This window comes from Nocardia sp. NPDC049526, assembly GCF_044465765.1.
Taxonomy (GTDB): domain Bacteria; phylum Actinomycetota; class Actinomycetes; order Mycobacteriales; family Mycobacteriaceae; genus Nocardia.
This window is the reverse complement of the sequence record NZ_JBITMA010000001.1, coordinates 959247-974657: the sequence shown is the minus strand read 5'-3', so window position 1 is coordinate 974657 and position 15411 is coordinate 959247. Positions and strand designations below refer to the sequence as shown.

General features: G+C 67.0%; 13 protein-coding genes. 2 read left to right on the top strand and 11 right to left on the bottom strand.

Features of this window, described 5'->3' with window-relative positions; genetic code table 11:
* Nucleotides 1-304 precede the first annotated feature (304 nt).
* Nucleotides 305-2623 (top strand): DEAD/DEAH box helicase, encoded by a 2319-nt coding sequence (locus ACIBW7_RS04265; RefSeq protein ID WP_397043870.1) that lies wholly within the window; start codon nucleotides 305-307, stop codon nucleotides 2621-2623.
* Between the two features lie 332 nt (nucleotides 2624-2955).
* Here the strand turns inward: ACIBW7_RS04265 and ACIBW7_RS04260 are convergent, their stop codons facing one another.
* The 7 genes from ACIBW7_RS04260 to ssd form a co-directional block, all read right to left on the bottom strand.
* Nucleotides 2956-3432, bottom strand: a complete 477-nt coding sequence (locus ACIBW7_RS04260; RefSeq protein WP_397043867.1) for an Rv3654c family TadE-like protein — start codon at nucleotides 3430-3432, stop codon at nucleotides 2956-2958.
* 281 nt (nucleotides 3433-3713) lie between these two features.
* Nucleotides 3714-4028 (bottom strand): TadE family type IV pilus minor pilin, encoded by a 315-nt coding sequence (locus ACIBW7_RS04255; RefSeq protein ID WP_397043865.1) that lies wholly within the window; start codon nucleotides 4026-4028, stop codon nucleotides 3714-3716.
* A 62-nt stretch (nucleotides 4029-4090) separates the two neighbouring features.
* Nucleotides 4091-4276, bottom strand: coding sequence for a DUF4244 domain-containing protein (locus tag ACIBW7_RS04250; RefSeq protein WP_040686072.1), 186 nt, complete (start codon nucleotides 4274-4276; stop codon nucleotides 4091-4093).
* Nucleotides 4277-5101: 825 nt separating this feature from the next.
* Nucleotides 5102-5680 carry a type II secretion system F family protein gene (locus ACIBW7_RS04245; RefSeq protein WP_397043863.1) on the bottom strand — a complete coding sequence of 193 codons (579 nt, stop codon included), beginning with the start codon at nucleotides 5678-5680 and terminating at the stop codon, nucleotides 5102-5104.
* A gap of 80 nt (nucleotides 5681-5760) precedes the next feature.
* Nucleotides 5761-6357 (bottom strand): type II secretion system F family protein, encoded by a 597-nt coding sequence (locus ACIBW7_RS04240; RefSeq protein ID WP_397043861.1) that lies wholly within the window; start codon nucleotides 6355-6357, stop codon nucleotides 5761-5763.
* Nucleotides 6358-6760: 403 nt separating this feature from the next.
* The gene (locus ACIBW7_RS04235; RefSeq protein WP_397043860.1) at nucleotides 6761-7948 is read right to left on the bottom strand and encodes a TadA family conjugal transfer-associated ATPase; all 1188 of its coding nucleotides are present in this window, start codon (nucleotides 7946-7948) and stop codon (nucleotides 6761-6763) included.
* Nucleotides 7945-9054, bottom strand: a complete 1110-nt coding sequence (ssd, locus tag ACIBW7_RS04230; RefSeq protein WP_397043858.1) for a septum site-determining protein Ssd — start codon at nucleotides 9052-9054, stop codon at nucleotides 7945-7947. The genes ACIBW7_RS04235 and ssd overlap by 4 nt, the downstream gene beginning before the upstream one ends.
* Nucleotides 9055-9421: 367 nt before the next feature.
* Between ssd and ACIBW7_RS04225 the strand changes: the two genes are divergently transcribed.
* Nucleotides 9422-10291 (top strand): HAD-IB family hydrolase, encoded by an 870-nt coding sequence (locus ACIBW7_RS04225; RefSeq protein ID WP_397043856.1) that lies wholly within the window; start codon nucleotides 9422-9424, stop codon nucleotides 10289-10291.
* 494 nt (nucleotides 10292-10785) lie between these two features.
* Here ACIBW7_RS04225 and ACIBW7_RS04220 read toward each other — a convergent pair whose 3' ends face one another.
* From ACIBW7_RS04220 to ACIBW7_RS04205, 4 genes are all read right to left on the bottom strand, one after another.
* On the bottom strand, nucleotides 10786-11532 hold the full coding sequence (locus tag ACIBW7_RS04220; protein WP_397043854.1) for an oxidoreductase: 747 nt from the start codon (nucleotides 11530-11532) through the stop codon (nucleotides 10786-10788).
* A 251-nt stretch (nucleotides 11533-11783) separates the two neighbouring features.
* Nucleotides 11784-13475, bottom strand: a complete 1692-nt coding sequence (locus tag ACIBW7_RS04215; RefSeq protein WP_397043852.1) for a dipeptide ABC transporter ATP-binding protein — start codon at nucleotides 13473-13475, stop codon at nucleotides 11784-11786.
* An 8-nt stretch (nucleotides 13476-13483) separates the two neighbouring features.
* Nucleotides 13484-14437, bottom strand: coding sequence for an ABC transporter permease (locus ACIBW7_RS04210; RefSeq protein ID WP_040686064.1), 954 nt, complete (start codon nucleotides 14435-14437; stop codon nucleotides 13484-13486).
* Nucleotides 14430-15356 carry an ABC transporter permease gene (locus ACIBW7_RS04205; RefSeq protein WP_397043849.1) on the bottom strand — a complete coding sequence of 309 codons (927 nt, stop codon included), beginning with the start codon at nucleotides 15354-15356 and terminating at the stop codon, nucleotides 14430-14432. The genes ACIBW7_RS04210 and ACIBW7_RS04205 overlap by 8 nt, the downstream gene beginning before the upstream one ends.
* Between the last annotated feature and the right edge of the window lie 55 nt (nucleotides 15357-15411).

The window sequence follows — 15411 nt, the reverse complement described above, 5'->3', positions numbered from 1 at the left end:
TGTCTTCGAGCAATTCAACAGTCGAGTTACCGACAATTTGCAAAAAAGTTGATCTTGCGAATGCGCAGGTGAGGGACACAATGCCGGAATCTAGACTTGCGGTTCGTTTGCTTGCGGATAACCGAGCCAGTGTCTGGCAAACAGCCTGTGACCCAGGTCGCTATTTGGTATCGAAATGGCAGGTGGGACTTCCCAAGCGCACACGTTTCACACTTTCTGCGCGTGTCGCGGAGCCCGAGTCGTGAATCCGACCGAACCGGTAACTCGGCCACGCGCCAGCAACGGCCGAAGTTACGGGGCATCGTTGCTGAATCGTGTCCTTGGTGCGGCACCCGATGACGACCCCCGTCTCACCCATGTCGTCGAGCTCGACGCACGGCCCGCAGCCACGACTACCTGGCCGGATTGGGCCGCGCCCGACGTCGTCGCCGCGCTGCGAGCCGCCGGAGCCGAGGCGCCGTGGACTCATCAGACCAAGACCGCCGACCTCGCCGCGAGCGGCCGGCACGTTGTCGTCAGCACCGGCACAGCATCCGGGAAATCGCTCGGCTACCAACTACCGGTACTCACCGCATTGCGCGAAGATCCACTCGCCACTGCCCTTTATCTGGCGCCGACCAAGGCATTGGGTGCTGATCAGCTGCGGGCAATAGCGGAATTGACGCACGAGGGGCCGTTGCGGGATGTCCATCCGGCCACATACGACGGGGACACACCGGCCGAGGTCAGGCAATGGGTGCGGGCGAATGCCCGCTTGATCCTCACCAATCCGGACATGCTGCACGTCGGCATGCTGCGCTCACATCAGCGCTGGGCAAGGGTGTTGCGCAGGCTGCGCTATGTGGTGGTCGACGAATGCCACGCCTACCGGGGCGTATTCGGCTCGCATGTGGCGCTGGTGCTGCGCAGGCTGCGGCGGATCGCGGCGCATTACGGCGCGGATCCCGTATTCATACTGTGCTCGGCCACCACGGCCGAGCCCGCGGCTGCGGCATCCCGCCTGATCGGCGCGCCCTGCGTCGCGGTCACCGAGGACGGATCGCCACAGGGCTCGCGCACCATCGCGCTGTGGGAGCCGCCGCTGTTGACCACCCTGACCGGCGAAAACGGTGCGCCGGTTCGGCGATCCGCGACGTCGGAGGCGGCCAGGATCATGGCCGATCTGGTGGTCGAAGGCGCGCGCACGCTCGCATTCGTCAGGTCGCGGCGGGCCGCCGAGCTGACCGCGATCGAGGCGCGCAGGCTGCTCGCCGACGTCGATCCCGAGCTCAGCAAACGAGTCGCCGCCTACCGGGCGGGTTATCTCGCGGAGGATAGGCGCGAACTGGAGGCCGCGCTGTCGGACGGGTCACTGCTGGGGGCTGCCACTACCAATGCGCTGGAGCTGGGCGTCGATATAGCGGGGCTGGACGCGGTCGTGATCTCGGGTTTTCCGGGCACGGTCGCCTCGTTCTGGCAGCAGGCCGGGCGCGCGGGCCGGCGCACGCAGGGATCGCTGGTGCTGCTGGTGGCCAGGGACGATCCGCTGGACACCTTCCTGGTCCACCACCCTGAGGCGCTGCTGGACAAGCCGATCGAGGCCACCATCACCGATCCGCACAACCCCTATGTACTGGGTCCGCAATTGCTGTGCGCGGCGCTGGAACTCCCGCTCACCGATGATGAGGTCGATGAGCTCGGGGCGGGTGGGGTGCTGGCCGATCTCGCAGGTCAGGGATTGATTCGACGCCGGAACGGCGCGGTGCGCGACGGTAGCGCGCGCTGGTTCGCGACGGCCGAGGCACAGCCGCACGATGCCGTCGACGTGCGCGGCGGCATCGGCACACCCATTGCCATCGTGGATGGCGAGACCGGCCGATTGCTCGGCACGGCAGATGCCGGGAGAGCGCACGCGACGCTGCACGAAGGGGCCGTTCACCTGCATCAAGGCGATACATTCCTGGTCGATGAGCTGGATCTCGAGGGCGGAGTGGCTTTCGTGCGCAGCACGGATCCCGGCTGGACCACCAGCGCCAGACAGGTCACTTCCATCGCCGTCGACGCGGTGACCGAACAGCGCCGCCACGGTCGGGTGACGACCGCATTGGCACAGGTCAGCGTCACCAGCCAAGTAATCGGATATCTGCGCACGCTGCGCACCGGCGAGGTATTGGACCTGGTCGAGCTGAACATGCCGGAGCAGACGCTGCCGACGCGCGCGGTGCTGTACACGGTGACACCCGAACTGCTGGCCGCGGCAGGCCTGGATACGCCACGGGTGCCGGGTGCGCTGCACGCCGCCGAACATGCGGCGATCGGCCTATTGCCGCTGGTCGCGACGTGTGACCGGTGGGATATCGGCGGCGTGTCGACCGCCGAGCATCCGGATACCGGACTGCCGACAGTGTTCGTCTATGACGGGCAGCCCGGTGGTGCGGGCTTCGCCGAACGGGGGTTCGCGCAGCTACGTCACTGGTTGTCGGCCACGCTCGCGGTGATCGAGACGTGCACCTGCGCGGTCGGGTGCCCGTCCTGCGTGCAGTCACCCAAGTGCGGCAATGGCAACCATCCGCTGGACAAGGCCGGTGCGGCCCGCCTGCTGGCCGCGGTTCTGGGCGAATTGGCCGGCGATACGGGCAAGTGAACGGCGCGGCGAAGGCGCCGCGCTCGATTCGTGACAGCGCCGACCTACGAACGTGATCGCTTGTCCACTTTTCCGAGTGGTCACCAGGGGTTATAGGCGAATGTCGGCGTGCCTCGCCCTGCGGTGCCGGGCGTGTCGGACCGCCGAATAAAGAGGATTAGATTCATGTTAACTGAGGTATTGCCACGGCCATTACCGCGCGACGTGCAGATTCATTCGATTGCGTTCTGCGGTTACTAAGTAATTTGAGGCAATGGCGTATTTATTCGAGCATCGCAATTACCGAATTCCGGCATCGTGAAGTACCACTGGCGAGTGTAAGTACGTACCGGTCACGCTCCGACTTCTACAGGTCCGGCACGAGCAACCGCGCGAACAGTCCGCTTTCCTAACAGACCCATTGGTACATTCCCTTCAACAGTGACGGTCGCATCCCACTGCACGACTTCACACTGCTGAATCCGCACTCCCATCCTTCGCGCAATCTCCCCGGCTTCCGTACATCCGACATCGGCCCCGCGCGCGAGTTCCCCCGCCGCCGCCAATGCCGCCAAATCCACCGCAGCCTGCGCCCGATGCCGCGCCACAACAACCGCCCCAACCTGAGCGATCAATAGCGTCGCGCCGATCAGCGCAGCCAGCGCCAGACATGCGAACACCGTCGCAACGCCCTCGTCCCGCCGCACCGTAACGCCACGCCGACCTGCACCACCCAGCGCAAGGACACTGCGCCCATTGGCGACTCGGCGGCCTCCGGATGCAAATGCTCGGCACACGCGGTCGACTCGGCCGCCCGGGGCCCGCCGCATGGATGCGCAAGGTCTGTGCGCACCGCCCAACGCGAACGCGCGGTGGCAACGGGCGAGGCGACTGACCCCAACGGCGCAGCGACCACGTACGGTTCGCCCGTCGACGATGTCGCTGCGGTTGTGGTCGCCTCGCTGGCAGGGCGGGCTGTTCGGCGGGGCTGCCGCTACTGCTCGGTCACTGGGCATCCTTACTGCCGCGGCTCGGTGGCGCGGCACGTCGCTGTCCTTCATCTGTGTTGTGCCCGGTGGCACGTCGCGGTCCGTTGGTCGGCCGTTGTTGGTCACGGCGCGGCTCCTGGCTCGCGGGTGGCGACGGCCTCGGCGCGCAGGACCAGTAAGGGCAGCAGGGGTGCGCGGGCGGAGACCGCCGCGACTACCCGGTCGCCCTCGGTGCGCAGCGAGATGTCGGCGGTCGGCGGAGCTACCCGCCGCGCCGCCGGCACCGCATTCGCTTGATCACCGCGGGCAGCCAGCCGGGCCGCTTCGCGAGCGGCGTCGACACAGCGCACCTGCGTCGACGCCGCGAGCAAGGCACCGACGCACAGCACCACCGCAAACACGATGGCAGCGAGCGCGATCGCCGCCTCAACCGTCACCGCACCCCGATCGTCACCGAGATGCGTTGCACCACAGTAGTTTAATCGACAACTACCCTCCGCTACACCGCGGTATTCAACGCCTTGTCGATGATCTTCGTCAGCGCGTTCACAATGCTGTCCCCGGTCACCACCCCATAGAGCACGGCCCCGAACGCCGCAGCCGCAATAGTCCCGATCGCATACTCCGCCGTACTCATCCCGTCGTCCGCGACCAGCACCCGCAGCACCCGAGCCCGCACCTCCATGCCAACGGCCCCCAGCCGAAGCACTACCCGATCCCGCATCATCCCCATTCGCACCGTGTTCCCCTCTCATTCCCGCCCGCGCGGCCACTCCGCGCCGACACACTCTTCCCCGCCACGCACGCCCCGGCACCGCGCCGCACAGCCCAACCCTCCCGAGCAAAGCACTCGGTAGCTCCGCAACGGCACCTTCAACACCGCCGCATTCGACGGCACCATGCGCACCCCGCACCGGGTCGACAATGTCCTGCGTGGCTACTCCGCGCTCATACGCTCTTTCCGGCCACGCACGCCCCGGCACCGCGCCGCACAACTCAACGCTCCCGAGCGCACCACTCGGTAGCTCAGCTACGGCACCTTTGGCGGAGCGGTGATAGACAGCGTCCCGCGCGGCGGTCTCCTGCCCGACAAAGTCCGGCGCGATCGCGCCCAGGTAAGTACTGCTCCGAGTGGGCGTCCCGATTCCAGCACTGCGCGGCGCGATCGTCCACAGCTCAACACCGGTCCGCGCAGCTGTCCCAAACCCGACAATGCACTGCGGAGGCGTCCCCGGATCGGCGTTGTTTCGCAGGGTGGTTTCCGGGCTGGCAGTTCTCGGCTGCGGCAGGCTCGCAACGGTTCGCCTCCGAGGACGCGGCCGGTGCGGCCGATGCCGAGACAGACGAAGGCCCCGGCCAGCACCGCTGGGCTCTGTAGATCCCAACTCGGTAGCGCCCCGTGCTGCGCTGTCCGGGGCAGCAGCACTGTCGGAACCGGCAGCGGTCGTTCGTAGCTCGGTCGTTCGCGAACACCTCGCTCGTGATGCAGCACTTCCCTGCGGTGCCGTTCTCACAGCAGTCCGCCTCCGAGGACGCGGCTCGCGAGGCCGATTACTACGGGGACGATGCCGAGGCAGACGAAGGCTGGGAGGAAGCAGAGGCCCAGGGGGCCGCCTATGAGGACTCCGGCGCGTTCGGCGCGCGCGGCGGCCGCATCTTCGACTCCGCCGCGGCGCTGTTCAGCCAGTTCGCCGATGGCGGTGGCTAGTGAGGCGCCGGAGCGGGCAGAGCGCCGGGCCATGCGTGCCAGTGAATCGATCTCCTCGGCGCCCGGTTGGTCTGTGCCGTCGCGGGCCACCCGGTCCCAGGCGGTTGCCGCGTCAGCGCCCAGTGCCAGCAGGTCGGCTGCCTTGCGCAATGCCGCGCCGAGGGCCGGCGGCGCACTCGGCGCCACTGCGCGGGCTGCAGATGCCATCGGCAATCCCGCTCGTAGGCAGGCGGCCAGCAGGTCGAATACCGAGGCTATGGCCAGCGGATCGCTGTTGATGCCGCGTGGAGACGCCGGGGTGACCGGTTGTGGGCCCGCCTCTCGTAGCATCCGCAATCGCCGATTCACCGCAACTCGTCCGGGCAGCACGAACAATGCCATCGCGAGCAAAAGAACTGGCGCAGTGGCAATTCCAACCATCCGTGATCCCTTCGAATCCGTGCGTAACCAGCAGATTTGTTTCATACGAAGACCTTTCGCGTGATTGCGTCGGTCCACAGCAAGCCGATGCACGCCAGTGCCGCGCCGAGTGGTAGCAGTACGGTTCCGGCACCCGGGCTCAGCAGTACGTGCAGTGGAGCGGCACCCATCAGCTGGCCCAGGCCGATACCAAGGAGCGGTAGGCCCGCCAGGACCGCCGCTGTGGCGCGAGCACCGGCCAGTGCGGCTGTGGTGCGCGTGCGAAAACGGATGCGCCCCAATAGGTCCGCCCGAGCGGCCGAGAGCAGTTCCGCGAGAGCGAGACCGTGGTGCTCGGCGACCTGCCACGCGTCGGCGATCCTGGCGAGTTCCGCATCGACGATCGAATCGGAATCGCGCAACCCGTCCGCGCCGGAACCACCGAGCCTGCTGCGCGCCGCGCTCACCGCGAAGACACGTGCGGCCTCCCCGCGCGACTCCTGCGCGGCAACCTCCGCCGCCGCACTCGGATGCGCACCCACCCGCAGCTCCCCGATCACCGCCTCGAGCGCGTCCAACAGATTGGCGCACTCCGCACTGCGCCGCCGCTCCCGGCTCGCCCACCGCAGCCGAATACCGACCGTCCCCCCAACCAACACCGCCGCAACCAACGGACCGAAACCAACGCCCGACGCCCCCACGATGACAACACCGAAGGCCAACCGAAACCCACTGCCCCGCCCAAACTTTCGGGCACCGCCCGACGCCGTGAACAGCCTGACGAACCGGCGCCGCGAACTCGGCGGCGGCGCCAGCAAAACCCCGATCGCCAGACTCACCAATCCCGCGATCATCGACCGAGCCGTTCACCGACCAGGCACCGCGACGGCGCCACCCGACCAGCAATTCCCGAGTGCACCGCTGCCGCGATCAGGCTGGACCGCAACGCTGCCGGAGTCCCGTCCACCAGGAGCACCGACACCGCATCCGACGACGGGACCGCAAGCACGTGCGTCAGCGCAGCCGTCCGGGTTGCGAGCGCCGCGCGCTCCATTCCCGCATTCACCGGTCGAGCCGTTCGTCGAGGAGGCGGGTGAGGGTGGAGGCAGCTGGGGTGGGGGCTCGGTCGGCGTGCCAGGCCGCGGTTATGGTGACGCGGCCTTGGGGGTCGCGGTCTACGATGCCGATTTCGCGGAGACCGCGGGAGCCGTCGGCTCGGCGGTGGACGTGCAGTACAACCTGGACGGCCGCGGCGAGTTGGCTGTGGAGGGCGGCTCGGTCCATACCGCCCAGCGCGGCAAGGGCTTCCAGGCGGGCGGGGACCTCGCGGGGTGAGTTCGCGTGGACTGTGCCCGCGCCGCCGTCATGGCCGGTGTTCAGGGCGGTCAGGAGGTCGACTACCTCTGCGCCGCGGACTTCGCCGACGACGATTCGGTCGGGGCGCATTCGCAGCGCCTGCCGGACCAGATCGCGGACGGTTACCGCGCCGACGCCCTCGACGTTCGCGGTGCGCGCGACCAGGCGCACGACGTGGGGATGTGGGGGTGCCAGTTCGGCGGCGTCTTCGACGCAGATGATGCGTTCGTCGGCGGTGACCTCGGCCAGTAGGGCGGACAGGAGCGTTGTCTTGCCCGCGCCGGTTCCGCCGACCACCAGGAAGGCGAGTCTGGCCCGAATGATCTGCTCCAGTAGAAGTTTCGCGTCGGCGGGTACCGCGCCCGCCGCAGCGAGCGCATCCAGTCCCTGTGTCGCCGGACGCAGCACGCGTAGCGACAGACAGGTGCCGCCGTGTGCCACCGGCGCCAAGACCGCGTGCAGCCGGACGCCGAAAGAATCCCCCAGTGCCGCTTCCCTTCCGGACAACCGGCCGTCGACCCACGGTTGTGCGTCGTCGAGCCGCCGCCCGGCCGACAGCGCCAACCGCTGTGCCAAGCGGCGCACCGCCGCCTCATCCCGGAAGACGACCGAGGTTCGTTCCAGCCCACGGCCCCGGTCGATCCACACCGCATCCGGTGCGGTCACCAGCACATCGGCGACCCGGGGATCCTGCAGCAGCGGCTCCAACAGCCCCGCTCCGGTCATCTCGGTCTGCAACAACCGCAATGCCCGCAGCAGATCGGTATCACCGAGCACACCACCCGCCTCGGCCCGGATGGCAGCCGCCACCTGCGCAGGATCCGGATCCCCCGACGCACCGGACAACCGTTCCCGCACCCGATCCAACAACTCCGACGTAACCAACGCACTCATCGCAGCCCCTTCCCGGCCGGAGCGCTGAGCACCCCGAGCACTGCGTCCGCAGCGTCGCGGAGAGGCCCGCGGCGCAAAGCAAGCCCGCCGCGTTCGATGCGGGCAGCCAGTCCGGGCTGGGCTCGGACGGCGGCTAGAAGGGGGAGGTCGAGGACCTCAGCGACGTCGGGGCCGCGGAGTCCGCCGGGAGCCGGGCCGCGGACTACCAAGCCCTGGTTGGGATTTCGCTTACCGATATGGGCGGCGACCGATTCGGCGGCGGCTACGGCGCGCAAGCGAGCGGGGACGACCAGGACGACGAGGTCGGCCGCATCGAGTATTTGGTCGGCGTGTGGGCCGCGTTCGCCGGAGATATCGCAGATCACCAAATCGCCTGCGGCACGACCCGCTTCGATGACAGCGCGGACGGCGGCAGGGCCGATTTCGGCGGGCAAGCGTCCGGCACCGCCGCGGCCGCAGGACAGCACCGCCAGTCCCGGGGCGGCTGCCGGCAGTGCGCTGTGCAGTGCGGCGGCTGACACCCGGCCGTCCTCGATAACCAGATCCGACCAGCGCAGTCCGGCCCCGGTTTCGATGCCGAGCAGCAGGTCGAGACCGCCGCCGAGGGGTGCGCCGTCGACGAGCACGGTGTCGCGCCGGAAGCGCTCGGCGGCGGATCGCAGTCCGGTCGCCGCGGCCAATGTGGAGGCGCCCGCACCGCCGCTCGCACCCGCGATCGCGACCACAACACCGTCGCCCATGCGGTATTCGCCGTGCTCAGCAAACTTCTCGATAAGTCCCACCGCGGCACCGGGCAGCGCAATGACGCGCTCGGCACCGACAGCCGCGGCGGCCTGCCAATCGGTCAATCCGGGTTCCCCGTCTGTCACCAGCACGATGCCGATCCGTCGGAGATAACCGGCCCGCGCACAGCTCTCGGCCGCCACCGTGTCGAGGATCACCAGAGGTGCCGCCACCCAGGCATGCCGACCGACAGAGAGCGCGCGCTCGTCGAGTTCGCGCTCCGCGGCCGCCGCGACCCGGCGCACCTCATCGCGCAGCCGGGTGTCCTGGATGAGCACGAGCGCGGGCGGCGGTGTGAGTGCCGGGGCGGCTTCGAGATTCATGCAGGTCAGCGTGCTCGAAGACGAAGCCGAGCAGAAGATGCAATATGCCGATTGTGGATAACTCGGGGGGTGTGGATAAATCCGGAGGCCCGAAACCCGGGAAACCTACCCCTGAATAGAGGACGGCCCCAGCCGGGGGGGGAGGAGGCTGGGGCCGTCGGGTTCAGCCCCGGGGGGTCGGGCTGAACGCGCCTGGACTATGTCCAGGTGCCAGCAATACTACACCCAAGCCCGGGCCACAACGCAAGTCCGTCGTCGGAGAACTTTGTGGCCACCACCGGCCCGGCGTCTACGGGGCAAACCCGCCGAACGAACCAGAGGCCCGACCCGTCCGACAGCGTCGCCGCGGCATGCATATTCTGAACAGGTGACGGCCGATGGCGACCAGACAGAGCTCGCGGACCAGACGGCACGGGACGTGACGGCAACGAGGCGACCGAGCGCCGGCGGCGAGCGCGTGGCCGCCTTCTTCGATCTCGACAAGACGGTGATCGCGAAATCGAGCACCTACGTGTTCAGCAAGCCCTTCTACGCGCAGGGTCTGCTGAACCGGCGCGCGGTGCTGGAGAGCAGTTACGCCCACTTCCTGTTCATGCTCTCGGGCGCCGACCACGATCAGATGGAGCGCATGCGCGCCAATCTGACGAATATGGTCGCGGGCTGGGATGTGGAGCAGGTGAAATCCATTGTGGCCGAAACACTTCACGAACTCGTCGACCCGTTGATCTATGCCGAGGCAGCCGATCTCATTGCCGACCACAAGATCCGGGGACACGATGTGGTGATCGTCTCGGCCTCGGGCGAGGAGATCGTCGGTCCGATCGCCGAGGTGCTGGGCGCCTCGCCTACCGCGGCGACCCGGATGGTGGTCGAAGACGGCCGCTACACCGGCGAGGTCGAATTCTATTGCTACGGTGCGGGTAAGGTGACCGCGATCGAAAAGCTCGCCGCCGCTGAGGGTTACGACCTCTCACGGTGTTATGCCTACTCCGATTCGGTGACCGATCTACCGATGCTCAGCGCGGTGGGGCATCCGACGGCGGTGAACCCGGATCGCAATCTGCGACGCGAAGCGGTGGCCAAGGGATGGCCGATTCTCACGTTCTCCAACCCGGTCTCGCTGTGGGCGCGTTTCCAGAGTCCGTCGTCGACCACCCTTGCCGCAACGGCTGCGGTCGGGCTGAGCGCGGTGCTGGCCGGGGCGATCAGCTACCGGCTTTTGCGCCGGCGCCGCTGAGCCATTGCCGCCTGGCGCGGGCCGCGAGGCCGGGCTGCCCGGGCGCGCGGCGGAAGGCTTGCCGACATAACACAGAGGCCGCTGCGACCAGGGATTTAACCACGAAACGCCGGTAGACACGCCGGTTATTGAATGTTTTTCCAAGCCTTGATGTGAGGGCAGTCACAGGTGTAGAAAGGTAATTACGGAAGGACGGAAGGCCTGAGCGGAGCCGGAAGAGAAGGTTCAGCTCCCCATCCCACCCTTCCCAGCACGGGCACCAGGCACCCACGCGGAGCGCGCCGCGACAAGGGCAGAAGCGTTGTGGGCCTGCGAGATCCGGGTTTTCGACGGCGAAGGCCTCGCACAGGTTGCGGGGATGAACCGGCGGAGTTCGGATAATCGCCGAGGCCGCAGAACACAACCCACCCAGCACGCTTGGTAACCGGGTATCCGTGCTAGCGGGCGGTGAGGTCGGCAACGACAACGCCGCCCGCTTTGATGTGTACAGGCCCCTATCCGGATGCCGCGTCGGCGATCGACGTCGCCTCTCGCGCACCGTCTTCGAAGGCGCCGCAGCACAGGATCACCCAGCCGCCCACCGCATCCGGGGCACCCGAGCCGAATCCGGCCGCCGCATCCAGGTACTGCTGACGCCGCCGCAACCAGAACACCTCCGGTACCCCGAGGCTGTGCGGGTCCAGCCCACTGGACGCGGCCACCAGTCGAGAGGCCGCCCGCGCCACGATGCCGTCGGCCGTACCGAACGGCCGCAAGGTCAATAGCTCACCATGCACGACCGCTGCGACGACCGGCGCCGGCGCCTCGGATCCGAGCACGGTCTGCACCAACAGGTCGAGCCGTTCGGCCACACCGCCGTCAGCGCGCGGCCGCCCGAGCAGCGCCTCGTCGGTCACCAGATCGGCCGCGGCCAGCAGATGCAGCCGAGCCAGCGCCTGCAGCGGCGCGCGCTGCCAGGTGCCGACCAGATTCCGCAGCGCATCGCCGTCGAGTGCCTGCCCGACCCGCAGCGAGCCGGCCAGGATCGGATCCGCGACCCGGCCGTCGGCGGGCAGCTCGGTACTGCCGCCCTCGATGGCGGCGGATGAGCGCGCGGCACGCACCGCCGCCTCGGCGGCCGTGGTCGGCCAGCCCCGCCGGTTCGCCTTGTGCCGGTGCACCGCGGCGAGCGCGTCACGCGCCCTATCGGCGGCTTCGCGCACACCTGGCAGATCGACGAGGGGCTGTAGCGGATCGGTCACTGAGACATTTTGCAGCGCCTGCGACGCTGCGTGTTCACGGCCCCCTCATGTCTGGCGGCTGCCCCCTTCGAGCGACCTGCAAGCAGTCGCTAGCGGCGCCGTCGAGACTCGCGCCTGCGGCGCACGCGCTTCGACGACTCGGCTGTGTTCGATGGCCGCGCCTTCGGCGCGGACGCGAGACGGGCCGCGAACCTCGCTCATAAGACTCGCTCCGTCGGGGTCTGGTCCGTGAGGTATCTATCACCTCAGGGTCAGCCTGCCAGCAGGTCCCGTCCGGGAATGGCGTCGAGCAGGCGGCGGGTGTACTCCTCCCTGGGGTCCTGGAAGACCTCGTCGGTGGTGGCCGCTTCCACGATCCTGCCGGTCTGCATGACCAGGACGTCGTCGGCGATCTGGCGGACGACGGCCAGGTCATGGGTGATGAACAGATAGGACAGACCCAGCTCGGCTTGTAAGTCGTTGAGCAGCTTGAGGATCTGGGCCTGGACGAGGACGTCGAGCGCCGAGACCGCCTCGTCGCACACCACGACCTCCGGTGAGAGCGCGAGCGCACGTGCCACTGCGACGCGCTGGCGCTGGCCACCGGAGAGTTCATTGGGGTAGCGGCGCATCACCGAGGACGGCAGCGACACCTTGTCCAACAGATCGCGCACCGTTGCCTCGCGTTGCTTGGCGGTGCCGATTTTGTGCGTGCGCAGCGGCTCCTCGATGGTGCGGTAGATCGAGTACATCGGATCCAGCGAACCGTAAGGGTCCTGGAAGATCGGCTGCACTCGGCGGCGAAATGCGAACGCGCCCTTACGATCCAGTTTCGCCACTTCACGACCGTCGAAGATCACCGAACCCGATGTCGGTTCGAGCAGACCCAGGACCATCTGTGCCACAGTCGATTTGCCCGACCCCGACTCGCCGACAATGGCCGTGGTCGTGCCGCGCTTCAGCCGGAACGACACATCGTCGACCGCGACGAAATCCGTCGACTTCCACGGCGTACTTCCCCGAATCTTGAACGCCTTGGTCAGATTCTGTGCGACCACCACGTCATCGGAGACCGCCGCGATTTCCGTATCGGCCGCCGCGACTTCTTCCGCGACCTGTACGGCCTGCTTACGCACCGCTATGCGCTCACGCACCGAGGACAGCCGCTGCGAGGCGAGCGAGGGCGCGGAATTCACCAGCTTCTTGGTGTACAGGTGCTGTGGTTCGCGCAGAATCTGCAGTGCCGGACCGGATTCCACCACCTTGCCCCGATACATCACCACCAGGTGCTCGGCGCGTTCGGCGGCCAGGCCGAGGTCGTGGGTGATGAGCAGGACCGCGGTGCCGAGTTCGCTGGTGAGTCCGTCGAGATGGTCGAGGATCTGCCGCTGCACCGTCACGTCGAGGGCCGATGTCGGCTCATCGGCGATCAGCAGTTTGGGGCGGCAGGCCAATCCGATGGCGATGAGCGCGCGCTGGCGCATACCGCCGGAGAATTCGTGCGGATACTGGTTCACCCGACGTGCCGCATCGGACATCCCGGCTTCCTCGAGCAGTTCGACGGCGCGTTGCCTGGCCGCCTTGCCCTTGGCAATGCCATTGGCCTCCAGGGTCTCTCGGATCTGGAACCCGATCTTCCACACCGGATTCAGATTCGACATCGGATCTTGCGGCACCAATCCGATACCACTCCCCCGGACCGCGACGACCTCCCGCTTCGACGCCTTCGCCAGATCCTTGCCGTCGAACCTGATCGAGCCCGAGGTGACCTGCCCGGTGCCGGGCAGCAGGTCGATAATGCTGTGCGCGGTCGTGGATTTCCCGGATCCGGATTCGCCGACGATGGCGACGGTCTGGCCCGGATACACCGTCAGGCTGACGTCGCGCACCGCCGGAATCTTCTTGCCCTCGGAGGAGAAGCAGACGTTGAGATCCTCGATCTCGAGCAATGGTTTATCCGACATCGCCGCGGTCACCTCTTCCTCGCCTTCGGATCGAGCGCGTCCCGCAGCGCGTCGCCGAGCAGGATGAAGCTCAGCACTGTGAGCGCCAAAGCCGTTGCGGGATAGAACAGAATCGGCGATCCGCCGCGCAATTCGTGCTGGTTGGTATTGATATCCGAGCCCCACGACACGATCGTGCGCGGCAGGCCGACACCGAGGTAGGACAGTGTCGCCTCGGTGACGATGAACGCACCGAGCCAGATCGTGGTGACCACGATCAGCGGACCGGCCGCATTCGGCAGCACATGTCGCAGCAGCGTGCGTATTCGCGATACGCCCAATGCCTTCGCCGCCGTGACATATTCGCTGTTCTTCGCCTCGATCACCGCACTGCGCGCGATACGTGCGGCCTGTGGCCAGGTGAATGCGGCCAGGATCAGGATGACGGTCCAGATCGTGCGCGAATCGAGCAACTGCATGATGACGATCGCGGCCAGCATCAGCGGAATCGCATAGAAGATCTCCGCGATGCGCGATACCACCGAATCGAGCAACCCACCGTAGAAGCCCGCGAGTGCCCCGAGTGTGCCGCCGACGAGCAGGAATACCGTGGTGGCACCCAAGCCCGCCATTACGGAAGCCCTTGCGCCATAGACGGTTCGGGTATAGACATCGCAACCCTGCTTATCGAAACCGAACGGATGTCCGGGCCCACGCGGATCCATGCTGAAATCGCCGTTGCAGTAACGCGGATCCTGATCGGAGAACAGGCCCGGCCACAGCACCACGATGGCGATGAACACGATCAGCACCGCGGCCACGATGAAGATCGGATTGCGCCGCAACTGCCGCCACGCGTCCTGCCAGATGCTGGTCGGCGAACCGGTATCGACGACCTGATCAGTGGCGAGCACCTCGACTTCATCGGGCGGCGCGACGAAATGCTGCTGCCGGTCCGGAGCTTTCTTCTCGAGCTCAGGCATATCGGATCCTCGGGTCGAGCGTGGCATAGAGCAGATCGATGATCAGATTCGAGATCAGGAAGATCACGATGAGCACGGTCACGAACGAGACCACCGTCGGCGGCTCACCGCGGGTAATCGCCTGGTACAGCGTCCCACCCACGCCCGGGATGTTGAAGATGCCCTCGGTGACGACCGCGCCGCCGATCAACGCACCGAGATCGGCGCCGAGGAAGGTGATCACCGGAATCATCGAATTACGCAGAATATGCACGGTGACCACGCGCGGGCGACTGAGCCCCTTCGCGGTCGCGGTGCGCACGTAATCTGCGGACATGTTCTCCGCCACCGAATTTCGGGTCAGCCGCAGCACATAGGCGAACGACAACGACCCGAGAACGAATGCGGGCACGAGCAATTCACCGACGCTCGCCTTACCGGTGACGGTCACCGGCGCGATCCCCCACTTCACACCCAGTACGAACTGGGCGAGGAACCCGATCACGAAGATCGGCACCGCGATGATGATCAGGCTGACCACCAGCAGCGTGGAATCGAACAGTTTGCCTTTGCGCAGGCCCGCGATCAGACCGAAGACGACACCGAAGACGCCCTCGATGAGCACCGCCATGAACGCCAATTTGATGGTGATCGGGAAGGCGCGGGCGAGTTCGTCGCGCACCGGTCGACCGGAGAAGGCCGTCCCGAAGTCGAGGGTGAAAATGCCCTTCAGATACAGCAGATACTGCACGATGAACGGACGATCCAGGTGATAACGCGCACGCAGTTGGGCCTCCACGGCAGGCGTCATCGGCTTGTCGCCGGCCAGCGCGTGGATCGGATCGCCCGGAACTAAGAAGACCAGTGCATAGATGAGCAGCGTCGCCCCGAGGAAGACGGGGATCATTTGGAGCAGACGCCGCACGACATACCAGGCCATTTCATCTCCTGGGTGAGCGGCGCGGTCGTGCTGTCAGAATGTGCGGCACGACCGC